The 25,615-nt window shown below is 25.1% G+C and carries 32 protein-coding genes; 21 read left to right on the top strand and 11 right to left on the bottom strand.

The window, feature by feature from the left end:
* Nucleotides 1–12: 12 nt before the first annotated feature.
* A complete protein-coding gene (gene murJ, locus ATH_RS06555) occupies nt 13–1,320 on the bottom strand; it encodes a murein biosynthesis integral membrane protein MurJ (protein ID WP_066184688.1) in 1,308 nt (435 codons plus the stop codon).
* Nucleotides 1,317–2,900 carry an endonuclease/exonuclease/phosphatase family protein gene (locus tag ATH_RS06550; RefSeq protein WP_066390193.1) on the bottom strand — a complete coding sequence of 528 codons (1,584 nt, stop codon included), beginning with the start codon at nt 2,898–2,900 and terminating at the stop codon, nt 1,317–1,319. The genes murJ and ATH_RS06550 overlap by 4 nt, the downstream gene beginning before the upstream one ends.
* A gap of 178 nt (nt 2,901–3,078) precedes the next feature.
* Here ATH_RS06550 and ATH_RS06545 point away from each other — a divergent pair, with 178 nt between their 5' ends.
* Entirely contained in the window at nt 3,079–3,480 is a 402-nt protein-coding gene (locus ATH_RS06545) for a Fur family transcriptional regulator (protein ID WP_066184685.1), read from the top strand.
* Between the two features lie 10 nt (nt 3,481–3,490).
* On the opposite strand, the gene ybeY is transcribed toward ATH_RS06545, so the two are convergent.
* The 3 genes from ybeY to ATH_RS06530 are packed head-to-tail and all read right to left on the bottom strand — an operon-like array spanning nt 3,491 to nt 5,209.
* Nucleotides 3,491–3,910, bottom strand: coding sequence for an rRNA maturation RNase YbeY (gene ybeY / locus ATH_RS06540; protein ID WP_066184683.1), 420 nt, complete (start codon nt 3,908–3,910; stop codon nt 3,491–3,493).
* Between the two features lie 51 nt (nt 3,911–3,961).
* Entirely contained in the window at nt 3,962–4,342 is a 381-nt protein-coding gene (locus tag ATH_RS06535) for a heat shock protein transcriptional repressor HspR (RefSeq protein ID WP_066184681.1), read from the bottom strand.
* A 12-nt stretch (nt 4,343–4,354) separates the two neighbouring features.
* Nucleotides 4,355–5,209, bottom strand: coding sequence for a DnaJ C-terminal domain-containing protein (locus tag ATH_RS06530; RefSeq protein WP_066187333.1), 855 nt, complete (start codon nt 5,207–5,209; stop codon nt 4,355–4,357).
* Between the two features lie 121 nt (nt 5,210–5,330).
* On the opposite strand from ATH_RS06530, the gene ATH_RS06525 reads away from it, so the two are divergent.
* The 6 genes from ATH_RS06525 (at nt 5,331) to ATH_RS06500 (ending at nt 10,850) form a co-directional block, all read left to right on the top strand.
* Nucleotides 5,331–6,509 (top strand): FAD-dependent oxidoreductase, encoded by a 1,179-nt coding sequence (locus ATH_RS06525; protein ID WP_066184677.1) that lies wholly within the window; start codon nt 5,331–5,333, stop codon nt 6,507–6,509.
* Nucleotides 6,506–7,063, top strand: a complete 558-nt coding sequence (locus ATH_RS06520; RefSeq protein WP_066390195.1) for a hypothetical protein — start codon at nt 6,506–6,508, stop codon at nt 7,061–7,063. Before ATH_RS06525 ends, ATH_RS06520 begins: the two co-directional genes overlap by 4 nt.
* Before the next feature lie 67 nt (nt 7,064–7,130).
* Complete coding sequence (locus ATH_RS06515; RefSeq protein ID WP_066390197.1) at nt 7,131–8,111, top strand: c-type cytochrome; 981 nt, start codon at nt 7,131–7,133, stop codon at nt 8,109–8,111.
* Nucleotides 8,112–8,126: 15 nt separating this feature from the next.
* A complete protein-coding gene (locus tag ATH_RS06510; protein ID WP_083196692.1) occupies nt 8,127–9,062 on the top strand; it encodes a cache domain-containing protein in 936 nt (311 codons plus the stop codon).
* A complete protein-coding gene (locus ATH_RS06505) occupies nt 9,059–9,718 on the top strand; it encodes a response regulator transcription factor (RefSeq protein WP_083190964.1) in 660 nt (219 codons plus the stop codon). The genes ATH_RS06510 and ATH_RS06505 overlap by 4 nt, the downstream gene beginning before the upstream one ends.
* Nucleotides 9,708–10,850, top strand: coding sequence for a sensor histidine kinase (locus tag ATH_RS06500; protein ID WP_066184671.1), 1,143 nt, complete (start codon nt 9,708–9,710; stop codon nt 10,848–10,850). The genes ATH_RS06505 and ATH_RS06500 overlap by 11 nt, the downstream gene beginning before the upstream one ends.
* On the opposite strand, the gene sugE is transcribed toward ATH_RS06500, so the two are convergent.
* Nucleotides 10,840–11,157 carry a quaternary ammonium compound efflux SMR transporter SugE gene (sugE, locus tag ATH_RS06495; RefSeq protein WP_066187337.1) on the bottom strand — a complete coding sequence of 106 codons (318 nt, stop codon included), beginning with the start codon at nt 11,155–11,157 and terminating at the stop codon, nt 10,840–10,842. The genes ATH_RS06500 and sugE overlap by 11 nt on opposite strands.
* A 299-nt stretch (nt 11,158–11,456) precedes the next feature.
* On the opposite strand from sugE, the gene ATH_RS06490 reads away from it, so the two are divergent.
* The 7 genes from ATH_RS06490 (at nt 11,457) to ATH_RS09900 (ending at nt 15,155) form a co-directional block, all read left to right on the top strand.
* Nucleotides 11,457–12,707: a tyrosine-type recombinase/integrase gene (locus ATH_RS06490; RefSeq protein ID WP_066390199.1), complete on the top strand. Its 1,251-nt coding sequence runs from the start codon at nt 11,457–11,459 to the stop codon at nt 12,705–12,707.
* A gap of 508 nt (nt 12,708–13,215) precedes the next feature.
* Nucleotides 13,216–13,407: a helix-turn-helix transcriptional regulator gene (locus ATH_RS06485; protein ID WP_066390201.1), complete on the top strand. Its 192-nt coding sequence runs from the start codon at nt 13,216–13,218 to the stop codon at nt 13,405–13,407.
* 1 nt (nt 13,408) lies between these two features.
* Nucleotides 13,409–13,651 carry a hypothetical protein gene (locus tag ATH_RS06480; RefSeq protein WP_066390209.1) on the top strand — a complete coding sequence of 81 codons (243 nt, stop codon included), beginning with the start codon at nt 13,409–13,411 and terminating at the stop codon, nt 13,649–13,651.
* Nucleotides 13,651–13,926, top strand: coding sequence for a hypothetical protein (locus ATH_RS06475; RefSeq protein ID WP_066390210.1), 276 nt, complete (start codon nt 13,651–13,653; stop codon nt 13,924–13,926). The genes ATH_RS06480 and ATH_RS06475 overlap by 1 nt, the downstream gene beginning before the upstream one ends.
* Before the next feature lie 214 nt (nt 13,927–14,140).
* Nucleotides 14,141–14,845 (top strand): hypothetical protein, encoded by a 705-nt coding sequence (locus tag ATH_RS06470; protein ID WP_066390211.1) that lies wholly within the window; start codon nt 14,141–14,143, stop codon nt 14,843–14,845.
* A 3-nt stretch (nt 14,846–14,848) separates the two neighbouring features.
* Nucleotides 14,849–14,995 carry a hypothetical protein gene (locus ATH_RS09905; protein ID WP_165595950.1) on the top strand — a complete coding sequence of 49 codons (147 nt, stop codon included), beginning with the start codon at nt 14,849–14,851 and terminating at the stop codon, nt 14,993–14,995.
* A gap of 10 nt (nt 14,996–15,005) precedes the next feature.
* On the top strand, nt 15,006–15,155 hold the full coding sequence (locus ATH_RS09900) for a hypothetical protein (protein ID WP_165595951.1): 150 nt from the start codon (nt 15,006–15,008) through the stop codon (nt 15,153–15,155).
* A 301-nt stretch (nt 15,156–15,456) separates the two neighbouring features.
* On the opposite strand, the gene ATH_RS06465 is transcribed toward ATH_RS09900, so the two are convergent.
* Nucleotides 15,457–15,798, bottom strand: a complete 342-nt coding sequence (locus tag ATH_RS06465; RefSeq protein WP_066390215.1) for a hypothetical protein — start codon at nt 15,796–15,798, stop codon at nt 15,457–15,459.
* 213 nt (nt 15,799–16,011) lie between these two features.
* Here ATH_RS06465 and ATH_RS06460 point away from each other — a divergent pair, with 213 nt between their 5' ends.
* The 6 genes from ATH_RS06460 (at nt 16,012) to ATH_RS06435 (ending at nt 20,346) form a co-directional block, all read left to right on the top strand.
* A complete protein-coding gene (locus tag ATH_RS06460; protein WP_066390216.1) occupies nt 16,012–16,323 on the top strand; it encodes a hypothetical protein in 312 nt (103 codons plus the stop codon).
* Nucleotides 16,313–16,732 (top strand): hypothetical protein, encoded by a 420-nt coding sequence (locus ATH_RS06455; RefSeq protein WP_066390220.1) that lies wholly within the window; start codon nt 16,313–16,315, stop codon nt 16,730–16,732. Before ATH_RS06460 ends, ATH_RS06455 begins: the two co-directional genes overlap by 11 nt.
* Complete coding sequence (locus ATH_RS06450; RefSeq protein WP_066390221.1) at nt 16,722–17,024, top strand: hypothetical protein; 303 nt, start codon at nt 16,722–16,724, stop codon at nt 17,022–17,024. Before ATH_RS06455 ends, ATH_RS06450 begins: the two co-directional genes overlap by 11 nt.
* 759 nt (nt 17,025–17,783) lie before the next feature.
* A complete protein-coding gene (locus tag ATH_RS06445) occupies nt 17,784–18,668 on the top strand; it encodes a DMT family transporter (protein WP_066390222.1) in 885 nt (294 codons plus the stop codon).
* Nucleotides 18,669–18,809: 141 nt separating this feature from the next.
* Entirely contained in the window at nt 18,810–19,535 is a 726-nt protein-coding gene (locus ATH_RS06440) for a helix-turn-helix transcriptional regulator (RefSeq protein WP_167542999.1), read from the top strand.
* 61 nt (nt 19,536–19,596) lie between these two features.
* The gene (locus ATH_RS06435; RefSeq protein ID WP_066390226.1) at nt 19,597–20,346 is read left to right on the top strand and encodes a class I SAM-dependent methyltransferase; all 750 of its coding nucleotides are present in this window, start codon (nt 19,597–19,599) and stop codon (nt 20,344–20,346) included.
* Between the two features lie 15 nt (nt 20,347–20,361).
* Here ATH_RS06435 and ATH_RS06430 read toward each other — a convergent pair whose 3' ends face one another.
* Complete coding sequence (locus ATH_RS06430) at nt 20,362–21,228, bottom strand: LysR substrate-binding domain-containing protein (RefSeq protein WP_066390227.1); 867 nt, start codon at nt 21,226–21,228, stop codon at nt 20,362–20,364.
* A gap of 99 nt (nt 21,229–21,327) precedes the next feature.
* On the opposite strand from ATH_RS06430, the gene ATH_RS06425 reads away from it, so the two are divergent.
* Entirely contained in the window at nt 21,328–22,353 is a 1,026-nt protein-coding gene (locus ATH_RS06425) for a YeiH family protein (RefSeq protein WP_066187653.1), read from the top strand.
* 24 nt (nt 22,354–22,377) lie between these two features.
* Here the strand turns inward: ATH_RS06425 and ATH_RS06420 are convergent, their stop codons facing one another.
* The 3 genes from ATH_RS06420 to ATH_RS06410 are packed head-to-tail and all read right to left on the bottom strand — an operon-like array spanning nt 22,378 to nt 25,608.
* Entirely contained in the window at nt 22,378–23,208 is an 831-nt protein-coding gene (locus tag ATH_RS06420; protein WP_066390231.1) for a phosphate/phosphite/phosphonate ABC transporter substrate-binding protein, read from the bottom strand.
* Between the two features lie 9 nt (nt 23,209–23,217).
* The gene (locus tag ATH_RS06415) at nt 23,218–24,345 is read right to left on the bottom strand and encodes an acyl-CoA dehydrogenase family protein (protein ID WP_066246946.1); all 1,128 of its coding nucleotides are present in this window, start codon (nt 24,343–24,345) and stop codon (nt 23,218–23,220) included.
* A gap of 12 nt (nt 24,346–24,357) precedes the next feature.
* On the bottom strand, nt 24,358–25,608 hold the full coding sequence (locus ATH_RS06410; RefSeq protein WP_066390232.1) for a ferritin-like domain-containing protein: 1,251 nt from the start codon (nt 25,606–25,608) through the stop codon (nt 24,358–24,360).
* Between the last annotated feature and the right edge of the window lie 7 nt (nt 25,609–25,615).

The raw sequence follows: 25,615 nt of genomic DNA, 5'->3' as shown, positions 1-25,615 counted from the left end.
AACTTACTAAAACTATTGTTTTTTAAACATTTTCACTAGATTATTAAAACCAAAAGCTCTAAGAGTAAGAAAAAATAGAACAAATCCACTAAGTGTACTTGCAAATGCTAATCCAGCAGCTTCATATGGTTTTATTAAAATTAAAGAGAAGATTATATTTGCTACTAAACTTTGTGCAGATATTTTTGCACTTAAAATTTGTTGCTCTTTTGCATATAGCCAAAGTGAGAAAATTTTAGCTAAACCAAAAGGAACAAGTCCAATTAAATACATTGTTAAAATTATTGCTGTATTTTCTGTATCATTTTGTGTGAAAGCACCTCTTTGAAATAATAACTCCACAATGAATTTATCTAAAAATATTCCTACAAGCATAGAAAAAGCAAGAACAAAAAGTAAAATAATTGATGATTTTTTCATAAGCTTTAAAGCTTGATTCTCATTTTTATTTTTTATTGCACGAGCAATCATAGGAAATAGTGCTATTGAAGTTGCTATTGCAAAAAGTGCAAGTGGAAGTTGAAAAATTCTATTTGCATAATATAAGTAAGATATAGAGCCACTAATTAAAAATGAAGCTAACCAAGTATCAATAAAAGCCGAAATATGCATTGTTGAAGAGCCTAAAGTTGCTGCAAAGAAATTCTTGTAGAACTTTGTTTTCTCCTTTTTTTTATGCCTTCTAAAAGTAAAAATTTTCCCTAAATTTGCTCTTTTTATAGCAATAATATGAACTAAAACTTGTAAAAAACCACCAACAATAACTCCAAAAGATAGATAAAAAGTGATTGTATATGATTCTAGACCTTGTGCAATAATTAAACTTGCTATCATTGAAAGATTTAAAAGTGCTGTTGAATAAGCTGTTGTCGCAAAATGGTTTTTATATTGAAGTAAAGCTCCCATAAATGTAACAATAAATATAAGTGGCAAATAATAGAAGTTTATTGCAAATAGAGGTGCAGCTAAATCTATTGTCTCTTTTGTAAAACCAATAGCAAATGCTTTTGCAAAAAGATGAGAAAATAGAGTTACAATCAAAGACAAAACTAGTAAAAATGCTAAGATTTGAGTAAATACAATAGATGAAAATCTTATTTTAAATTTTGATTTAGCATAAGAAGGAATAAAAGCTTGAGTAAAAGCACCATCAGCAAAAATACTTCTAAATAGATTTGGAAATTTAAAAGCTATAAAAAATATATCAGAATAAACATTTGCACCAAGGATTGATGCAGTCATTAAATCTCTTATAAAGCCTGTTATTCTTGAAAATAAAATTCCACTACTATTTGTAAAAATTGCTTTTAATAATTTCATTTCAACTCTTTAAAATCACTTTTTTTGTGAAGTATTATCTGTATATTTCCTTTAAAAGAGCCAAGTTGAGCCTCATTTATAAATATTTTACTATTTTCTTTTGGTAAAATATTTTTATCTTTTGTAAATATTTTTATCTTTTTTGAATTATTTAAATATAAATAAGATTTTTTATATATACCTTCTAAATTGCTAATAACTTCATTTTCAAATTTGAAATCAAAAATATCATTTTTTGAAGCATCTAAAAATAGTTTTTTATAATCATTGTTTTTCTCTTTTTTCTTTATTATATTAAAATCTTTTATCTCTTTTAATCCATAAAAATCATAAATTTGATTAATTTGTAAATCATATGAAAATGCTAATTCTAAATCTTCGGCATCTTTAAAAATATATATTGCTCTATCGTTTTTCTGTTTTATTATTGCTTTGTTTTCGTGCTTATATAAAACTACAATATTATTTAAAACTATTGGAAAATTTAGTTTTTCTTTTTCATATAATTTGCTTATATCTTTTATATTATGATTTAAATCATCTTGTTTTATTACTTGATTTTGATCTTTATTTATTTTAAAAAATGCATAAATAGGAAGATGGTCAGAGTAACCAGAACCTTTATGAATAGATACTTTATTGTTTGACATTTCCCATCTTATAACTTGATTATTTGAAAATAAATATGTTGGTTTAAAAACATTAAATGATTTTAAAATATAGTTTAGACCATTATTATTAAATAAAGATGGACTTAAAATCATATTATCAGGAGTATTGTTTTGATTTCTAAATTTTGTTGAGAATCTATCTTTTGTATCTAGTTCTAACCAAAGATTATAATGAATTCTTTTATTTTTAATCAATTTATTATCTAAAATATCAAAGTATGTAATATATTTATCATCAATTATTGTATTTAAAATATGATTTATACCAGTTAATCCAGCACTTTGATTTAACTTTTTATCTCTTTTAAAAGTTTCAAACTCATTATAATTTGAGTTTAAATCTCCTAAAACTATGTAATCATAGTTATTTGGAAGCTCTTTTAATCTATTTTGTAAAGCTTGGGCATATTTTATTCTATAATTTTCACTTGCTCTTTTTGATGGCCAATGATTATTAAATATTTTAAACTCTATATTTTCATAAGAAAAGGTACTTTCTAAAATTGGTCTATAAATAGCTTTTTGGAATTTTACATTTATAATAGAAGATTTTTTTATAGGAATTTTTGATAAAAATCCAATACCAACTGCACTTTTTGGATATTTTGCAAAACTATAATAAGAGTATTTTGGAAGCTTTTGTTTTAAAAGTTTCATCAATCCTTCATTTTCTATCTCTTGTAAAGCAATAATATCTGCATCAATATCATTTATAACTTGTAAAATATTTTTAAGTTTTATATTAAAATTTCTTTGATTCCACAAAGATTTGTTATTTGGAATAAATTCTTTGTATTCAGTACCATCATTACTTAAATCAAAAAAGTTTTCAACATTATATGATGCAATTTTTAGTTCATTTGCATAAGAAAATAGTGATAAAAATAGAATTATAAGAAATTTATACAATTTAAGTCCAAAAAAAATTTACAAATAGTATCTAAAATTTGTTTTTAACAAAGTAAAGTAGTTTTTTAATTATCTTTTTTCTTATTAGAAAAGAATTTTTATTTTTTGATAATATCAAAGAAAAAATAAATAAACTTTGCGATACAATCCAATAAGATAAATAAATTAAGGATGAATTATGATTGATACAACAACATTATTGAAAAATTATGATTTAAAAGTTACTCCACAAAGAATAGCTATTATTGAAGAATTATATAAAAATGGACATATGAATATTGATGATTTATATAGAAAACTTCTTGATAGATTTCCATCAGTTTCTTTAGCAACTATTTATAAAAATATAAATTCAATGGTAGAAAAACTTTTTTTAAGTGAAGTAAAGATACCAAATTCTAAAACTGTTTATGAATTATCAAAAAATGAGCATGCACATTTAGTTTGTTCAGTTTGCAAAGATATTATGGATATTGAGATTGATTCAAGTGATATTGCAAAACAAATTGGAAATATGAGTAGTTTTAAAGTAGAACAAACAGATATAGTTTTGAGCGGGATTTGCCCAAAATGTTCTTAAATATATCTATTTAAGAGTTTCTTACTATCAAAGAAGAAGGAAGATTAAACAGACTTATAAGCTCTTCTTCTTTTTCTCTATGTTCTCCATTATCAACTTCATGATCAAAACCTAAAAGATGTAAAAACCCATGAATAAATAGAAGACTAAATTCTTCAAATTCACTATGTCCAAACTCTTTTGCTTTATTTCTTACAAAATCAATAGATATAATAATCGAACCTAAAGGCATATTTGGAAAATTAAACTCCATAGGAAAACTTAAAACATCTGTTGCTTCATCTTTATTTCTAAACTCTAGATTTATATCTTTTATTGTTTTATTATCTACAATTAAAAGTTCAATATTTTTATTGCTTAGAGTTGATGCAATCTTTTCTAAATTTTCTAAATCTATTTTAAAATTTGTTTGATTATCTAAATCTATCATTTTGTTCCTAATTGTAATTAATAAAGAAGTATATTAAAAAGTAGTTTTAAATTACTTTTTAACAATTACAACTTCTAGACTTGATTTTTGAATTACTAAAGCTTTATTATCTGGAACAACAGAATTACTACTCTTACTTTGAAGTTTGATTTTCAAACTATCTATTTCATTTTCAAGCTCTTTGATTTTTTGATTTAGTTGCAAAACAATATCAACTCCAGCTAAATTTACACCTAAATCCCTAGTTAATGTTAAAACATATTTAATATGATTAATATCTTTTTGAGAATAAAGTCTTATTTTACCATTTGATCTACTAGGTTTTATAAGTCCTTCTCTTTCATATTGTCTTAATGTTTGAGGATGAATATTTAAAATCTCAGCAACTGCTGAGATTAGATAAACGGGTTCTATATAGCTATTGCTTTGCATAATAAATCTCCTTTAATTAGGTAAATGCTTCTCCAACTCTTCTACAAAATTGCTATCAAGCTCTTCAAGTTTTGGTAAAACAATATTTGCTTTTAAATATAAATCACCTTTTACACCAGTTTTTCTATTTAGAACTCCAAGCTCTTTTACTCTAAATTTTTGATTTTGTTTTGTATCTTGAGGAACTTTTAAAGTGATATCTTTGTGAAGAGTTTTTATTTCAACTTTTCCACCAAATAGTGCAGTTTTTAAAGGAATATCAAAATATCTCTCTAGCATATCTTTATCTCTTGTATAAATAGGACTTTCTGCAATATTTATTTTTAAAATCAAATCACCTTTTCTTCCTTGATAAGATTTTCCTTTACCTTTTGCTCTTATTTTTTGACCATGTTCTATTCCTTCAGGAATTTTAATATCAAAAGAGTCATTGTTTAGTGAAATATGTTGTTTCCCACCTAATACAGCAATATCAAAAGGAATTACTACACTAGCTTGTGTATCTAAATCTGGTTCATCAAAACCAAATCCACCAAATCCTCTTTGTCCAAAACCTGCTCCTGCTCCAGCACCAAACATTTGTCTTAAAATTTCATCTAAATCTACACCATTTCCTTGGTTTCTTGCAAAATCACTGAAATTTTGTCCACCAAACATAGAATCACCATATTGGTCATATTGTTGTTTTTTCTCAGCATTACTTAATACTTCATAAGCTGCATTTATCTCTTTAAATTTCTCTTCAGCACTTGGATCTTTATTTACATCAGGGTGATATTTTCTAGCAAGTTTTCTATAAGCTTTTTTTATCTCTTCAGCACTTGCACTCTCATTTACTTCTAATGTTTCATATAAACTTTTTGCCATTTTATTTATTTCCTATAATATATAATAATCATAATTTCAAAGCAGGATTATATCCAAACCTTGAGTCAAAGTCAATCAAGTTTGAAATGAAATATTTATGAAAATAAGATATAATTAGTTTATGAAAAAATATGATTATATAATTATTGGTGCTGGAATTGCTGGATGCTCTTTAGCATATTTTTTAAGTAAATATTCCAAAAGTGTTTTACTAATAGATAAAAATAGTGATATTGCTTTTGGTGCAAGTGGAGCTGCTGGAGCATTTTTATCTCCACTTTTAGGGCTTGATAATAGTTTTAAAACATTAGTAGCAAAAGCTTTAGAGTTTTCTACAAATATTTATAAAAAAGAGTTTCCACATTTAATAGATTCTTGTGGAACATTAAGAATCCCAAAAGATAAAAAAGATGAAGAGAAATTTCAAAATTATATTCCTTTTATGGATTTTCCTTTTGAAACTAGAGAAAATGCTTATTTTTTTCCTATTGGAAGCAGTGTAAAACCATATGAAATTTGTAAAGAGCTAAGCAAAGATGTGGAAAAACTATTTTCATATGAAGTTAAAAAAATAGAGCAAATAGAAGATGAAAAGTGGTTGCTAAATAGTGAATTTGAAGCCTCAAAACTATTTTTAGCAACAGGAGCTGATATCTCTTTGATTAAAGATGATTATTTTAAAATAAGAGCAGTTTGGGGACAAAAAATAGATATTTTAAGTTCTAATCAAACTTTTCATAATTATCATAAAGAGTGCTCTATTTCAAACTCCAAAGAGTTCGAAAATAGATTTAAAATCTCTATTGGAGCAACTCATGATAGAGAAGAGATTGATAAAAATGATACTTCGTTTGATTTAAGATTAAAAGATATTAATCTTATTAATCACAATGAAAAAACAAAAAAGATAATAGATAAAAATAGTAAAAAACTCTTAAAATTAGCAAGTGAAATAAAAATTTTAGAAGATATTAATATTATAGATATAAAAATTGGGGCAAGAGCTTCAAGTGTTGATTACTTTCCTATGATTGCAGAACTAATTAACATAGAAAAAAGTGTAGAAAAATATCCTCATATTAAAAATGGATCATTTATAAAAGATGAAAACTTAGAAACTATTAAAAATTTATATACTTTAAATGGTGTAGGAGGAAGAGGTTTTGTCCTTTCTTTATATCTTGCAGATATTTTACTTGAATATGTTATAAATGGTAAAAAAATAGACTCTTCTTTGACAAATCATAGGCTTTTTAAAAGATGGATAAAAAGATTAAAAAATAAAGGAAAAAATAGATGAAAAACTTTTTAAAAGTTGTATTTCTAGGGATTTTAGGTTTTTCTTTGCTTGTATTTCTAACAATACCTGATAGAAAAATAGGAAATAGTATTTTAAGTTTTGAAAAATTACCAAATAATTTTGAAATAGTAAATAAAACTATTAATATAAAAAAAGATGAAATATTTAAAACTTTACCAATATATTTAGTAGTATTGAATCATGACTCTTTGGCAATTTTTAAAGATTTTAAAAATAATTTGGATAAAAATATAGTATTTATAGCAAATATTTCAAATACTCCTTGGTTAATTAAAAAAAGTGTTGTTGAAAGTGAACTTGAAAATATGTTTAGAAATTCAAACACTATTTTGATTAATGATTCAAAAGGGGATTGGATAAAATCTTTAGCTTTAAATGATAATAGTATGAATAGCTATTTTATATATAAGATAGAACTAGATAAAAAGATTAGTTTTATAAGCAAAAATAGTGTAAAAATGGGTGCTTTGCAAGATGGAATTAGTGAAGAAGAGATAAAAGAAGAGATAGAAAGATTTATAAAATTACTTTAAAAATTAATTGTTACTTTGGTGTTATATTAGAATTGTACAATTTGTCAATTAATTTAGGAGGAAAATTATGAAAAAACAGTTAGCTTTAACATTTATGGCATGTTTATTGGCTTCAAACTCTTTTGCTTTCGAACCAAAAGAGCTTGCAAAAAGAAGTAGTATGGGATATAAATATGAAGGTGAAAAATTAGAGTATAAAATTCCAGATGAAAGTACAATCCCAAATAATCAAATGGGAGATATGATTAAATATGGTAAAGAGCTTATAGTTCATACTTATAAATATATTGGACCAGAAGTAAAAGACAAAAAAATGAGATATTCAGGAAACAACTTCTCATGTCAAACTTGTCACTTAGATGCTGGAACAAAAGCTTATTCAGCACCATTTGTTGGAAGTAGTGCAGCATTCCCACAGTATAGACCAAGAGAGGATGTTATTGGAACTTTAGCAGAAAGAATCAATGGTTGTATGGAAAGAAGTATGAATGGTAAACCATTACCAATACAAAGTAAAGAGATGAAAGCTATGGAAGCTTATATGTTTTGGTTGAGCCAAGGTGTTCCTGTTGGAGCAGCTAATAAGCTAGAGGGAAGAGGACTTCATAAAATTGATAGAAAAATGATAAAAAATCAAGCTGCTGATCCTGTTAAAGGAAAAGTTGTTTATGATGCACAATGTGCTTCTTGTCACGGAATTAATGGTGAAGGTGTTAAAAATGAAGGTTTAGCAAATGGTTATGTTTTTCCACCATTATGGGGAGAAGATAGCTATAATAAAGGTGCAGGAATGTATAGAACTTTAAAAGCTGCTGATTTTATTAGAAGTAATATGCCTTTAGGAGCTACAAAAGAGAATCCAATCTTAACAGATGAAGAGTCTTATAATGTGGCTGCTTATATGAATTTAGACACTCATAAAAGACCTGAAAAGAAAAATAGAGGAAAAGATTTCCCAGATCCAAGAGTAAAAGCTCCTGATACATATATTGAAGGAAAAGACTCAATTGAAAGAAAATTCGGACCTTATGGAAATATCATTAAATAAATTGGAGGTATCTAAGTGATACCCCCAATAATAATCTCTTATAAAAAGATAATTATATCTTTTTTTGTTCTTTTAGCTATTTTGCTTTTTTTCTTAAATAAATATAATACAATTTTAAATCAAAAAGAACTTGATGTTTTTGTATCAAATCAGATGAAAATAGTTGAAGATGAGTTAGAAAATCAGAAAAACCAAGCCCTTTCTTTAGCTTTAATGTTTTCTCAAAATCAGGAAATTATAGATAATCTTGATAAAAATAGGCACAAAGAGTTAAAAAAAGAGCTTTTAAAAATATTAGATATTATAAAAACATATACAAAACACGATATTGATGTTCAAATACATACAAAAAATCTTGAAGTATTTACTAGAAGTTGGGAAGATAAAGATTTTGGAGAAGATTTATCAGGCTTTAGAGAAGGACTTGTAAAAGTTAAAAATACACAAAAACCTTTTGTATCAAGTGAATTAGGAAAAAGATTTAATATAAAAGCAATTGCTCCAATTTATAATAGAAATATGGAATTTATAGGTTCAATAGAGATAATAGTAGATTTCAAAGATTTAGTTTATAGATTAAAAAACTTAGGAATATCATCTGCTATTTTACTAGAAAATGAGTTTTTAGAGATAGCAAAACAATATAAATATAATAAGAAAATAGATAGTTTTGTAGTTGTTTATAATAGTATTGATGAATTAAATGATAAAACATTATTAACTCTTATAAATAGTGATAAGTTTTTTATAGAAAATAGTTCAAAAATATATTCTAAAATCTCTTTAGGAAGTTTTGGAAATAAAAGTGCAGGTATTTTACTTCTATCTTTTGATAAATACATAAAGAATTTTGTTTATCTTCCAAACTATAACTATCATGGAGAGATAAAAGATAGTAATCATACAAGTGATATTCAAAATAGTTTAGAAAAGAGAATCATAATAAAATGATAAAAATACTTTTACTTGAAGATGATTATTTATATAAAGAATCAATCAAAGAATTTTTAGAAGAGTTAGAGTTTGAAGTAGATGATTTTGAAGATGGAGAAAAAGCTTTAAATGCAATTTTTGATACAAAATATGATTTACTTTTACTTGATATTAGAGTACCAAAAATAGATGGTTTTTCTATTGTAAAATATGTAAGAGAAGCTTCTATTGATACTCCAATTATAATTTTAACTTCACTTACAGATATAAATGATTTAAGCCATGGATATACTTTAGGTTGCAATGATTATATAAGAAAACCTTTTGATATGATAGAACTAAAACATAGAATTGAACAACAGATTAAAAATCATTTTCAAAGTACAGAAGATTTAATAGAATTAAACCTAAATTATAAATTTTCTATAAAAAAACTTTCACTTTATAGAAATGATAATCTAATAGAACTTTCACAAAAAGAGCTTGAACTTGTCTCTTTCTTGGTTCAAAATAGAGGTTTTTTTGTATCTATTGAAAGCTTACATGATAATGTTTGGGAAAATAAAGAGATATCTTATGCAGATATAAGAATGTGCATAAAAAGAGTTAGAGAAAAAACAAGTAATGATTTTATTCTTACAAAAAGATTTTTAGGATATAAGATTGAAAAATAGTAGAAGTGAATTAAAATATATTTTAATTCAAGCACTTATAACACTTTTTATAGCTTTTATTCCAATATATTTTTATATTGATGCAAGTATTAAAAATCAGGATATAAAAGATAGATTAGATTTACAAAACTACTCAAATCAAGTTATTTTGAAAATAGATAGTTTTACAGAACAAAATGGAGAGATATTCTACTTTCCTAGATCAAATATATTTTATTCAACTATTTTTGATGAGAATAAAAATGAGATTTTCTCTACAAATAAATCTTTAGACTTTTTTGAAAATGAATATAAAGTATATAATGATATCTTTTGTTATAAAAAAGTTTTATCAAATAATATTTTAGATAAAAACTATTTAGTTGTTTGTAAAGATATTGATTATAGTGAAGTTATTTACAATGTTTTAATCCTTATTTCTATTGTTAGTTTATTTATTTTTGTACTATCTTTTCTTGTTATAAAGCAAAGTATTGAACCATATAAAAAATTAAATACTTATTTAGATGAGTTTTTAAAAGATGCTATGCACGAGCTTAAAACTCCTATTGGAGTTGCTAGAATAAATATTGATATGCTTTCCTTAAAACTCAAAAATGATAAAAATATATTAAGAGTGAAATCAGCACTGAAAAATATGACAATTATTTATGAAGATTTAGAATACTATATGCAACAAAATGCAGTAAAAGAAGAGAAAAGATATATGAATATATCTTCATTTTTAGAAAAAAGAGTTGAGTTTTTCAATGATTTAGCAACAAGTAAAAATATAGTTTTTCATAAAAATATAGAGCAAAATATAGATATATTTTTCAATGAAATAGAACTTTATAGAATAGTTGATAATAACTTATCAAATGCTATTAAATACTCAAAAAACAATTCAAATATCTATGTAAAACTAGAGAAAAAAGATAATAAACTAGAGTTAGCTTTTAAAGATGAGGGAATTGGTATAAAAGATACATCAACTGTTTTTGAAAGATATTATAGAGGTGATAATATAACAGGTGGTTTTGGAATAGGTCTTAGTATTGTAAAAAATATATGTCTAAAAAATGGTGTAAAAGTAAATCTTGAATCAAAAGAGAATCAAGGTTCTACTTTTACATATATTTTTAATTTGTAGTAAATTTAAGACCAATTATTCCTATTAAAATAAAAACAATACTTATAATTCTAAGTAAATTCATAGATTCACCAAATAAAAATATTCCAGCAATTACAGTTCCAACTGTTCCAATTCCAACCCAAATTGCATAAGCAGTTCCAATAGGAAGAGCTTTTAAAGCCATACTTAAAAGATAAAAACTAATAATCATAGTAACAATAGTAAAAATGCTTGGCATAAGTTTTGTAAAACCATCACTATATTTTAATCCAACTGCCCAAAGTATTTCAAACAATCCAGCTAGAAAAAGTATTCCCCAACTCATAATAAATCCTTTAAATTGATTTGAGGTCGTCCTCTGTAAGTAAAGAGGCTAGGTCGTCCTAACTTTTATAATTTCATACAATCTTACATAATCTACAAAGCCCCATAAAATCGATATTTCAAGAGCTATTAAGTGCAACATAATCTAATATGTATTACTATAAGTTACAATTTTGCTTATGGGTAAAGTTATGGGTAAAGGTATAAAAAAACACTAAAAATCAAGCATTTTAAATTTTATACCCATAAGTAGAACATTAAAGCCCCCATCAAATAACACTTACAAAGGTTTAAAGAACTATGAAAAAACTTAATATTTTAACAGATAAAACCATAAAGGCAAATAAACCAAAAGATAAGAAATATTATCTAAATGATGGAGATGGTTTATATCTTTTAGTAACTCCAAACAATTATAAAATATGGGTTTTTAGATTTATGCTAAATAGCAAGAGATTTGAAACTACTTTTAAAAATTATCCATCTGTAAGTTTAAGTGAAGCAAGAAAAAAAAGAGCTGAATATCGAAAATTAATAGATGATAAAATCAATCCTATCCATCATTTAAGAGAGCTTAATAAAAAGCAAGTAATAGAAGATAATAGTAATCTTCAAAATGTTTTTAATGAATGGTTAGAGAACCAAAAATCAAACAGCGGTTTAAATCAATTTGAATGGAAAAAACAAAGAATTTATAAAGATGTTATTTTGCCTTTAGGTATTGATAAAAATATAAATGATGTAACAATAGATGATATTAAAAAGGTTTTAAATGCAAAAAGCAAGGAAGCCCCATCAACTGCAAAAAAACTATTTAACTACTTACAAAATATTTTAAGCTATGCAATATCTCACAACTATTTAAAAAGCAATGTTTTATCGAATGTAGATAAATATCACATATTAGAGAATAAACCACAAAGAGCCAAAAACCACCCTCAAATCACAAATGAAGAGTATTTTAAAGAGTTGGTAAATAGTATTTATTCATATGATAAAAATCTTACAGTAAGAAATGCTTTAAAGCTGGTTTTACATATTCCTTTAAGGGCTGAAAATTTAAGTAAGTTAAGATGGGATTATATTGATTTTGAGAATAAAATTCTAACTATTCCACGGGCTGAAATGAAGGCTAAAAATAGTAACTATCCAGATTTTAAAATGCCTTTGAGTGATGAGGTTATAAAGATATTAGAAAATCAAAAAGAATACTTCCTAAAGAGTGAATGGGTATTTTCAAAGCTTACTAATATTAGGGAAAATATTGACTATCAAGTTTTAAATAATGCACTTATAAAGATGGGTTTTAATGATGAAAAAATAGGTAAAAAAATCAGACTTCACGGTTTTAGAGGTACTTTTAGAAGTTGGATAAATACCTTAGATATTGAAAATAAATTTAGCTTTGAAGTTAAAGAGTATGCACTGGATCATCACACTGGAGAAGATACAATCAAAGCATATACTAACAAATCAGATTATACAAATCATTTAAAACCTTTGATGGATTTTTGGAGTGCTTTTATAGTTGGTTTGTTAGAAAAATATTAGAACCAAACTTTAACATTTTAAAGAGTTTAGAACCAAACTTTACAAACCTAAAAAGCTAAAATGGGTGAACCTTGAATTTTGTTGGTTTGTTTAAAATGATGGGTTTTACAGTCACAAAATAACGATATTATCTATCTTCTAAGACTTCACACAAATAGTTTATCAAGTGAATTATTACTCAAAATGCTGGATTTAAATATAAAGTTTTGCTTTATATCAGTATGATTTGATTTATGTATCTAATTGATACAGATAAAATCTAAGAAACTCTACTTATTGGTAGTAAGTAGAAAATCTTAGAATTGTTTTTAAAAGTTGAAATTGTATCAATCTTTTAAATGGTAGTAGTCATTTAAACAATCTACTATACTAAAAGAAAAATAAAAATATAATGAATAAAACAAATGCTTTTATAATATTTATATTTTTGTTACTCAAAGATACATTTTAATCTTTTATTCAATCCCTTAGAGATTTTTATATCTCTTTATTTACAAAAGGTAAAAAGATGGAAAAAGAAAATTTAGAATACAAAACTGCTAAGTATATGAGAGCTAAGCAATTAGCACTGCATTTAGGAATAGGACTTAGTACTGTTTGGGCTTATGCTAAGCAAGGGAAAATCACTGCAAAAAAGATAAGTGATAGAGTAACTGTTTTTGATGTTGTAGAAGTTGAAAAAGCTTTGTTAGGGGCTTAATATGAGAATGTTTTATATTAGCCACTTACTACAAAGATATGACTCTTTAAGAACTAACTATAAAGAGAAATTGGAAGAGATAAAAGAGTTTCAAATTGAACTACTTGCAACAATAGAAAATATTGAAAATAGAGAAAATCCAAAAGATAAAAACTTTATTGAAATATTAAATTTTATTCAAACAGAACTTTATCTCTTACAACAAAAAGCACTTAAAAAGTTTATTAAAAAAGGCGGTGTTTAATGCAATTCAAATCTTATACAATGAATATCTTAATTGATTTGTTAGATGGTAAGCAATTAACGGCAACAGATAAACATTATTCTAACACTAATCAATATTTTAACAAGATTAAAAAAAGAGGTATTGAGTTGGTAGAAATGCCAGTCCAAAATAAACAAAATAGCCAAAAGCACTTAAAAAGATTTTTGGTAAAAAGTGAAGAGAATATTAAAAAAGCTAAAGATTATTTAGATTATTTAGCTTATTGCAATAGGAATAGAAATAGAAAAAATTAAGTTACTTTTTTAGTGATTTAAGGTTGTAAAATTTCCACGATATTATAAATATCAAGGTAGTCTAATAGCTAAAGGAAAATAAATACCATAAACTAAGCTCTAAGCCTTACGGGGGCGGGGCTGGTTTAAGTATAGATTTTATAGCTTAAGTTTTATAACCCTTAATGCATAGCTAAAAAGTATTACAAAAACTAACAAAAACGAGGATAAAAATTTGAGCATTTTATCAGAGCTAAAAAATTATTTAAAGCAATTTGATTTTGGTTTTGAAATAGATACCATAAGAATAGATTTTTTAAAAAGTAGCAAAAAAAGTAAACTTGACTCTTTAGGAAGATGGAGCAAAATAAGACCTAATCATCAATTATTTTTAAAGTTAAAAAGAAGATATGAACTTAAAGAGCTTACAACAGTCCATCAGTTAGAGAACCATAATATTTATTACTTCAATAGTAAAAAGAAAAACTACGATTTATCTACTTTGGTGGTTTATGGTTTACATCAACATCACAAAGCACCACCACCCGTTGAAATAGTAAACAGCATTTTATCTATTATGCAATCATCAGTAAAAAGAGGTAGAAACCTTTTAAATCTTGATGTTTGCTTCGATATGAAATCCATTCCAGATATTGCAACTTTAAAGCAATTCTATTATCTAACAGATTATAAAAAGCAAGGGAATACCTTTTATATTAACGATACAAACATTTTATCAATGGATAGAATTTGCATATACAATAAGGCTTTAAAGAATAGCTTGAATGGTACATTATGGAGAATTGAAGCCACTATCTCAATACCTAACTTTAATTGTTTAGCTTTACCTATAAGCGAGTTTATAGAGATTATTAATCTTGCTAATGGTAGCTACTTAGTGCAAAATTTAGATAAATTAAAATTACATTTCAAAGGGTAAATTATGGAAGATAAAACAAAATTAAAAGAATACAAAGCAAAAATAAAAGAGTACTTATCAAAAGATAAGAGTTTAACGGGTGCTATTGTAACGGTTGGAGTTACTTGCAAAATTACTAAGAAAAAATATAACTTAGTTATAAAAATATAAAGGCTAAAAGATGGAAGATTTAAAAATCAAATTACTACTTAAATCAACAGATGGTGCTATTGCATTTATAGAGTTTATGGAAGATGGAAAAAGCAAGATACTAAGCTATGATAATTTTATAGCAAGGTTTGGTTATGAAACTATCAAAGATTTAAAATAGTAAATATTGATGAGGTAGGGAGTTAATATCTTCTTATAACCTCATCATAATCAAACAATAACATACCTAAAAGCTACAAACTCATTTTAATCAATACATTTATCAAATATACTTTAAAATCATTTCTAAGGCATTTAAACTATGTTTTTGTATTTATATAAAATCACACCCGAACAGCTTAAGAAGTTCGATAAGATAACTTATACAATTTGTATAATAAAATAATTCACATTAAAAAATCAACACTAAAAACCTTATAAATAGAGCCTTTGAAGATAAAAGGAAACAGTCAAAAAGAGATTTATATAACAGAGTGCTGGTTATTCTCAATCTTATTTAAAAATTCAACTGCTGAATTATAAAGTACGATATTAACTGGCTTTGATGTATCAACCTTAAATAGATTTGTAATAAAGCTTTTATAGAGGTTTTTATTTTTACCAAAAATAGATATTAAAATATCTTCTTTGTTTGTATCTTGATACTCTAAAACGATATTTTGTAGCTTTAAAATAGTTTTTTCTTGATTTTCTAATATACTATAAATCTCTTTGAAACTCTTTTTATACTTTTTTTTTAAAAAATTATAATCGTTAGAATAATGCTCTTTGATTAAATTTATATAATACTTCTCATCTTGCAAAATTAACCTTTTAAATAAATATAATTATTTTATAATTATTTATTAGAAATCGTTTATAGAGCATTAAACAATAAATAAGATATTAGTATAACTTAGCTATTTTATAGTATAATACTACTAAATTACAGCATAGGAGCTAAGAAGATGGAGCTACTTATATTTTTTATTGGTTTGTTTGCAATAGATTTACTTTTAATAGCAAAAGGTTACTAAATGATTATAGAGATAAGAGATGATTTATTTTATAAACTGGTTGATTTGATGGAAAATAGAAGTAAATCCATTTATAATGAATTAAAAGAAATCAAGCCACTTGATAAAGTTGCAACAAATAACACACTGCAACAAGCAAGAGAGATAAAAACACAAAAAGTTAAGCAATTAATTAGGGAAACTATCAAAGAGCTTTTAAGCAAGGATATAAGCCCTAATAAGTACAAAGTAAATAAAGCAACTGGAATTGCATTTGTTACACTAAATAAATATTATGATGATATTTTGGAAGAGGTAAAGAATGGAAAATAAAACCCCAACACAAACAAAGTTTATATTATTAAGAAGTGATGGAATATCATTCGATAAAATAGCAAAAGAGCTAAAAGTATCTAAAGTAACTTTGATACAGTGGTCAAAACTATTTGAAGATGATATTAAAGAGCTGCAGTTTTTAGCAATGGTAGAAATTAAAAAGCAATATTCAAATACAGTTGCAAAAAGATATGAAACTCTATTACAACAACTTGATAAGATAGATAATGCAATCCTTGAAGCTGATTTGTTAGAAACTCCATTAAAAGATTTGATACAGTTGCAACAGCATACCTATTCACAAATAGAGAGTATAGAAAAAAGATTTAAAACAAAAGCTTATATTACAAATAAAAATGAGTTTGGAATGGTTGAAAATTTGGAACTAACACTAAATGAAGCTTAAACAGTTGGAACGGCTAAAGAGCATTAAGCCACTTGATACGATACAAACAAAACAAACAGCAAAACTATTAAGTGAAATCTATCTTATAAGTTACAGTTCTACAATCTTGCTACAAAATACCTTGATACATAGAAACGAAATAACAGTAAGTGAAGATATAAAAAATATCCTACTTAGTGAAGCAATAAAAATATCAAAAGCTTTAATGAGTGATAATCTTCAAGAGTTGGAATATACGAAAAAAGAAATTAATAGCTTTTATAAAAAAGTTGGAATTAAAAGAAAAATATAAAACTACTTCAAACTAAGATTTAACCAAAAAGAGATTATTTTAATTAATTGTTTGTTTAAGGTTATGATTTATTAACGATTAACAATTTTGTTAATGGATACAAATTTTTCATAATCAATTAATATTTTATAATATGATTAAAAATAAAACTTGATAATATTATAAAACTCTTATTATAGATTTATGATGACTTTGTCTATTTAGACAAACCAAACTTTAATCAAAGAGATAATTTATATTTTATTGGTTTAAGGTTAGAAAATATAAAAAATGCTGAAATAGATTAAAATATTATATTTAGTATTGAAAACTATTCTTTTCAAAACTTTAAAATCCCTACAAATGGGGCTTTGTTAAAATTGAATAGTTATTCACATATAAAAAAGGCTCTTTTTGATACCATTTCTAATATTTTGTTAGTTATTCACATATAAAAAGTGTAAAAAGTGGTTTAAGGTTAGATGATAAATTCTAAAGTGATTTATATAATTTTGCTTATGGGTAAGCTTATGGGTAAAGGTAATCTATAAAACTGCTACAATCCCATAGGGTAGGGCTTTAAGCTACTTATTTAATAGGATAGGTCGTCCTAGCTTTTGTAGATTGAAATTTTATCAAATTTGGCTTTAGTTTTTTTTAAATTAGATAAAAGATTGTCTATTTTGTAAATAAGTATATCTTTATAAAGAACAGTTTGCCTTGATTAGTTTCAAAAGAGTTTTTAGATAAAATCAAAATAAAAACGATTGAGGTAAAACTTTGCAACAAACAACAAAAGCCCATATTTATGTAATAATAGCAACAATTTTTATAGCAGGGTCATTTCTTGCATCATATAAACTCTCAAATACAATAGATGCTATATCTTTAACTCTATATAGATTTGTTTTAGCTCTTATTTTTTTATCACCACTTATAATATTTAATAAAAAAAGATTAAAAGCAGTACCAAAATTCTTACCAAAAGCAATGATTATAAGTCTTTTTTACTCTTTATATTTTATTGGAATGTTTAAAGCTTTGGAATATACAACTGTTTTAAATACTGGCTCAATATATACATTAGTTCCACTTATTACAGCTATTTTATGTATCTTTTTCTTCAAAGAAAAAATCCCTTTTAAGCAGTTAATTATATATATAATAGGAATAATTTCTACTTTGATAGTTGTTTTTAAAGCAGATTTAGAACTTTTATTAAAATTCTCTTTAAATCAAGGAGATATTATATTTTTAATAGCTTCTTTATCTATGGCACTTTATTCAATCTTTTTAAAGGTTTTGTATAAAAAAGATGATGATATTATTGTACTTGTTTATTCTACTTTAATAGCTGGAATAATCTGGATGAGTTTTACAATGTGGATTTTAGATATTCCTTATGAGTGGGAAAAAGTTCATGGTAATTTACTATTTTCAATGCTATATTTAGTAATTGCAACAACGATTTTAACACTATTTTTATATCAAAAAGCAACACTTGTTTTAGGACCAAAAAAAGTTATGGCATATATTTATCTTAGTCCATCTTTAGTTGCTTTAATAATGTTTGTTTTTGAAAAACAGACAATCTCTTTAGGAGTTTTGATAGGTATTATACTTTCAACAATTGCTACTATTATAATATTAAGACAAAAAACTTGATAGAAAATCTTTAATATGACTTATATTGTTCCAAATTATTTTATAGAAAAGAGTGATAATAGAATTTTTAATTTAGATGATATTTATTGTTTAAGTTATATTACTAAATATAGAGATAATTTTTTATCAATAAGGAATACCATGCATACAATGATTATTCCTCTTGTTGGACAAAAAATCATAACTACAAAAAAAGAAACAATAGATATAAATTCTTCAAATATTTGTTTTTTATATCAAAACAACTATTTTTTAAGTAAAAGAATAAATAATAATTCAAAATACAAATCAATTATTTTATTTTTCAATGATAAGTTTGTATTAGATTTTGTTAAAAAATATAAAATAGAAATTGATAAAAAGGCTGAAATTGAACTTTTTAATTTTAATTATGATAGTTTTGATGAAATAAAAATAAATATAAAACTTATTGGAAATTATTTAGCAAAAGAGTTTTCAAAGCCTTTATTAAAATTAAAGATTGAAGAATTGTTTCTTTTGGTTTTAGAAAAAGATGAAATTTCTTTAATATACTTTTTTAATAAAATTATGAATACAACAAGACATAGAATAAAATATATTTTAGAAGCAAATCTTGATTTAATATTTACTTTTGAAGATATTTGTAATATTACAAGAGAAACTTCAGCTAAAATTAGAAAATATTTTAAAGATGAATTAAATACTACTCCTAAATTATGGATAAATCAAAAAAGATTAGAAAAAGCATCATTTTTACTTAAAAATACAGATGATTCTATAACAAAAATAGCAACTTCTTGCGGTTATTCTAGTGTATCTTGGTTTATTTTAGAATTTAAAAGAATATACAAGTTCACACCAAAAGAATACAGATATAAAATGTAACTTTTCTTATACTTTAAATTTTTGAATGATGCTAAAATTTATAAAATTAAAAGGAGAAAATATGGAAACAAATATTTGGAATTCAGATAAATATAAAAAAGGTGCAAGTTTTGTATCAAATTTAGCAATTACTTTAGTAGATATTTTAAGCTCAAATAAAAATGAAATAGTTTTGGATTTAGGTTGTGGAGATGGAACTTTAGCTAAAGAGATTGAGAAAAGTGGAGCTAAAGTAGTTGGAATTGATTTAAGTGAAAATATGATTAAAAAAGCTAAAGAAAATGGAATTGAAGCTTATGTAATGAGTGCAATAGATTTGCATTTTAGCGATAATTATTTTGATAAAGTTTTTTCAAATGCAGTTTTACATTGGGTAAAAGATTTAGATAAAAATGCAAAAGAGATAAATAGAGTTTTGAAAAAAAATGGAAAATTTGTAGCTGAATTTGGAGGATATGGAAATATAAAATCTTTGTGTGATGCTATGCAAACTGTTTTTTTTGAAAATAAAGATTTTGGAATTTTTGAAAATCCTTGGAATTTTGTAAGTGATAAAGAATATAAAATAATATTAGAAAAAAATGGTTTTAAAGTAGAATCAATAGAGCTGATAAATAGACCAACAAAAATAAATCATATAAAAGAATGGTTAGATATTTTTGCAAATGGTATTACAAAAAACTTAACTATTTCGCAAAAAGAGATTTTTTATAATGATGTTACTAAAATATTAGAAAATAAAATTTATACAAAAGAAAATGTTTGGATAGCTGATTATGTAAGGTTAAGAGTTGAGGCTTTTAAATTATAAAATAAATAGTATTATTTAAAATCTACTTTTTATAAAATTTTTAAAAGTGGTAAAGAGTAGGTTTTTTGATTTGTCTTTATGATAAATTAGATAGAACTCTCTTTGTAGCTTTAAATTTTTTAATTTTATTTCAAACAATTTTTTCTCTTCTAACTCTTTTTTCACAACTACTTTTGAAATAGCAGTTACCGTGTCAGGATTGTTTAAAACAATAGTTTTTATCTCTTCAAAATCTTGTAGTTGCATAAAAATATCTAACTCTTTTGCAATTTCTCCAATTTTTGCTATAAAGATCTCTCTAGTTCCACTTCCAAGCTCTCTTAAAATCCATTTTTTATCAATAGTATCAATAAAACTCTCTTTTTTATACTCTTTATCACTTGTAACAACTATTAGCTCATCATTTGATAACTTCTCTTTGACTAAATTACTATTTTGTATATTTACTTCAATAAGTCCAATATCTAACTCACTTTTTAAAATTTTATCTATTATTTTGCTTGAATTTATTGTTAAAATATCGAGTTTTACATCCTTATATTTTGATAAAAAATCAAAATAAATATTAGGCATAATATAGTTTGATATTGTTTTACTTGCTGCTATTTTTATATTTCCAGCTAGTTTATTCTCTTGAAAAATTGTTCTTGCATCAACAAGTGCTAGATAGTGAGAGTAAGTTTTTTCTTTAAAATATTTCCCCTTTTCATTTAGTATTAATTTTTTACCAATTCTATCAAATAGTTGTTCATTTAGGCTATTTTCAAGTGATTTTATAGCTAATGAAATAGCTGATTGACTTATATTTAACTCACTTGCCACCTGTGTTACTTGTGGATTTTCACAAAGTTTATAAAAAAAACTTAACTCTTTTAGTGTCATATTTTTCCTTATTAAAATTATTTATTATTATATTAAAAATAATATATTTTACAAATTAAAAAAATAAGAATATAGTTTTAAAATTAAAGGAGATTTATTATGAAAACAAATAATCAAGATATAAAATTATTAATATTAGGAATATTAGTAATATTTATTTTTTCTATAATATCAATTTTAATTGCAAATCTAAATATAGTTTCAAATTTTGGAATAAGTCCATTAATTATTGGTATTCTTTTAGGAATAATTTTTGCAAATACATTAAAAGAGAGCTTTTTTGATAAATATGATAAAGCTATAAAGTTTAGTGCAAAAAAACTTCTAAGAGTTGGAATTATATTATATGGTTTTAGACTTAGTTTTCAAGATATTGCAGATGTTGGTTTTGGTGGAGTTTTTGTAGCTTTGTTTATTGTATTTTCTACTTTTATCTTAGGTTATATTATTGGGGTTAAACTATTAAAACTAGATAGAGAAATATCAATTTTATGTAGTTCAGGAGCTTCTATTTGTGGAGCAGCTGCTGTTATGGCAACATCAAGTGTTTTAAAAAATGAATCATATAAAAGTGCAATAGCTGTATCTTTTGTGGTTATTTTTGGAACACTTGCTATGTTTTTATTGCCTTTTTTATATAAAATTGGCTTAATACCTTTAAATAACAATCAAATTGGAGTCTATTTAGGAGCAGTTTTACATGAAGTTGCAAATGTTGTTGCAGCTTCAAATATGGTAAATGATGAAGCAACAAATAGTGCAATAATTGTAAAGATGATTAGAGTTATGTTTTTGGTTCCATTTTTGTTGCTTTTATCATATTTTTTAATTAAGTTTCCAAGTACAAAGAAGAGTAAACTAAAAAGTAAAATCATGATTCCTTGGTTTGCTATTATATTTATATTTGTTGTTGCATTTAACTCATTTGAATTTTTAAATAGAGATATATTAGAAACAATAAATCATATTGATATGATATTATTAACAATGGCAATGTTTGCTTTAGGATTAAATACAAATCTTAAAAAGTTTAAAGAAGTAGGTTTAAAACCTTTTTACTTAAGTTTTACACTATTTATATATTTATGTTTTATGGGATATTTTCTAGTTTGGTTTTTTGTTTAATAGTGGGATTTAATACCCACTATTTTACCAGTTGTTTTTTATTAAGTCTTGCTCTTTCATAGCTTCTGTTAAAATATCATAAGCTCTAAGCTCTTTTTGGGATGTAAGAACCCACTTATTAAGACCTTCCATTTGCATCATTTTTTTGATTATTGGATCATTTGGATCTTGTTTTAGCATCATATCTATAAAAGTTTTTTTGATATTCTTATCTAAACTATCAAGTGCTGTAAAATTACAATGACAATAACCTTCACTTGTATAAAAAGCTTCTATTTCACCATCTGGAAAAAGTCCCTCTTCAATAATTCTAATCCAAGTACTAATACCAATAGCACCAGCATCTAGTTTATCATTTTTAATATCTTCTAGTACATCAAATTCACTTCTTCCAGTATCACCATGTTTTCCTAAATCGGAGTTATATCTTATAATTTCTACATCTTTGATATCTTTACCAAGTTCATTTTCTAAATATTTCAAAGGTAAAATTGCTGCTTGTGCAGAATCTTCACTTCCAAGTCCAAACTTTTTACCTTTTAAATCATTAATAGATTTTATATTTTTTTTTGTTTTTGCAATAAATACAGATTTGAAATCAATATCAGTATCTCTCATTAAAAGTGCTTGTGCTTTATGATTACTTAGTTCATAAGTTCTTACCCAAGCAACATTTGTATTCCAAGCTAAATCTATTTTACCACTTAATAAATACTCAATTTGTGCTTCATAATTTGAAAAAAGTACATAATCAAGTCTTACACCATTTTCATTAAAATAATCTCTAATAATATCCCATATTGTTACTATTTTTGGATCATATGCAACAGATCCTACAACTATTGGTTTTTTCATTTTTTCTCCTTAAATTATCTCTTGATTTGTTAAAGCTTTTCCAAGCCAAGTTGTAAGAACATCAGTACTTGGTGCCATAACAGCAGCAGCTAAAGAGTCTCTTAGAAGTCTTTCTATATTTATTCTTTTGGCGTAAGCAGTTCCTCCACCAATTTTCATGGCAGTTGTACAAACATCAACAGCCATAGATGAAGCATGAATTCTTGCTGCTAATACATTTGCTTGTGCCATTGGGTCTGCTTCAATTACACTTTTTGCTGCACTTAATGTAAAGTATTTTGCACTTGCAGCTTTTGAATAAATATCTGAAATATGATTTTGAACAGTTGGAATACCACAAAGTGCTGAATTATCACTATATTTTCTATTCATTGAGTAATCAATTATTGAATTACTTGCATTTAATGCAACTCCACTATAAACAGCTGCTAATCCCATTATAAAAAATGGACCAACAGTATTAAATATTTGATCTAATCCACTTCCTGCTGCTCCAATTCTAAATCTTTCATCAATTTTTACATTTTCTAAAATCATTGGACAAGAAGCATTTCCTCTCATACCCAATCCATTCCAAGCATTATGTTCAAAATTAATTCCTGCTAAATCTTTTGAAACCAGCCAATTATCTAGTCCTTCACTATCAAATGAGTTTGCATCAATTAAATAATAATCTGCATATTGTGCTGATGTAACAAAACTTTTTCTTCCATTCATACTTAAAATTTGTCCATCTTTAGTAACTTTGATTTCTGGATTATAAAAATGAGTTCCTGTCCCACTTTCACTATATGCTAAAGCCAACATAATCTCACCATTTGCAATTTTTGGTAAAAACTCTTTTTTTAACTCTTCACTTCCATGAGTTGCTAAACAATTTGTAGCAACATTATGCATCATATAGCACAATGCTGTTGTTGCACAATAATTTGCAAATGCTAAAACAGTTTGCGTATGTTCATAAAAACCAAGATCCATTCCTCCGTACTCTTTTGGAACTAAAAGTCCTGTTAGTTTTTTATCTTTTATAGCTTCAAAACTTTCAAATGGGAATCTTGCTTCACTATCAACAACATCTGTAAATGGTGCAATATTTTTTTTTGCAAAATCTAACATTTCATTATATAAATTTGACATCTAATTTTCCTATTACATAAAATTTGGGGTGTGTACTTTGGAGATATCATTTGCTAAATCTTCATCCATACCTATATTTATCAATCTTTTTACTCTATTTTCATTCATCTTTTGTTTTAACTCTTCAACTAAATCAAAACCTCTTTTATAAGCATCTGGCTCATCACTTCCTCCTGCTAAAATAGCTAGGGACTCAATAAGTAAAGATGATTCTCCATTTACTTCATCCATAAACTCTTTTCTTTTAAAAGCCGTATTTTTAAGAGCATTTATTCTATTTGGGTTTTGTTCAATGGCAGATTTTACATGTTCAATCCCATAAGCAACATGACGCATTTCATCTCTTTTTGATAGTCTTATAATCTTTTTTGTAGCTTCATCTGGCATATATTTTTCTAAAAAACTTAATAAATCAACAAAAGTTCCTTCCCCCATAACATGAAGTAAAAAAGAGCTTTTTATATAATCATCTTCTTTAAATAAAGAAAAAAGAGATTTTTGTGTAACTTCACTTGAGTATTGAAAACCTCCACCATTTGCATTTGCTCGTTTTGTAAAAACTTCAATATGTCTTGCTTCATCATTCATTAAAGATGATAAAAACAGGGGAACTTCCATATAATATGGATTTATTTTACTAACAAATTTTGCTGGAATATATAAAGCAGAGAATTCATTTTCTACTAAATAAGTCATAATTTGACAAATTGCTCTTTCTAAAATAGGATTTAGATTTGGGATTTCATTCCAAGGAATATCTGTTGTTGCATTCCATTGTAAATTTTTACCCTCTTCATATAAAACAGAAATAGGATTTGACCAAACTTGCTCCTTATAAGATAATTCAAAATCATAAATTGGGCTATTTTCTTGTGTAACTATTCCTCTTGTTAAAAGACCGTTATTATCAGGAGCTTTTACAAGAATATCATCGCTTAAATCCAAATCTTTTAATTTTGGATTGGAAGTATCTATTCCTTGCATCTTTTTTCCCCATGATGCTTTTTGTAGGTAGTCATTTTTTACTATTTTTTGTATTTTGTAAGAGTATTGATTCTTTAGTTTTTCTCTACCTAAATAAAGATGTCCTTTTAATCTTGCCCAAGCACGAAGTTCTGTCTCAATAAACTCTTTGAAAGAGACAATTTCAATTATCTCATAAGTATTACAGATTAAAAATGCATTTTCTAATCTTAAAAAGAGAGCTTTTGATGGAGGTAAATTTCCTGTAAAGATTGATATACAGTGATTTTGATTATTCAAATGAATC

This window comes from Aliarcobacter thereius LMG 24486 (genome assembly GCF_004214815.1).
Lineage (GTDB): Bacteria > Campylobacterota > Campylobacteria > Campylobacterales > Arcobacteraceae > Aliarcobacter > Aliarcobacter thereius.
The sequence above is the reverse complement of the archived record's forward strand: the minus strand, read 5'-3'. Positions and strand labels throughout refer to the sequence as shown.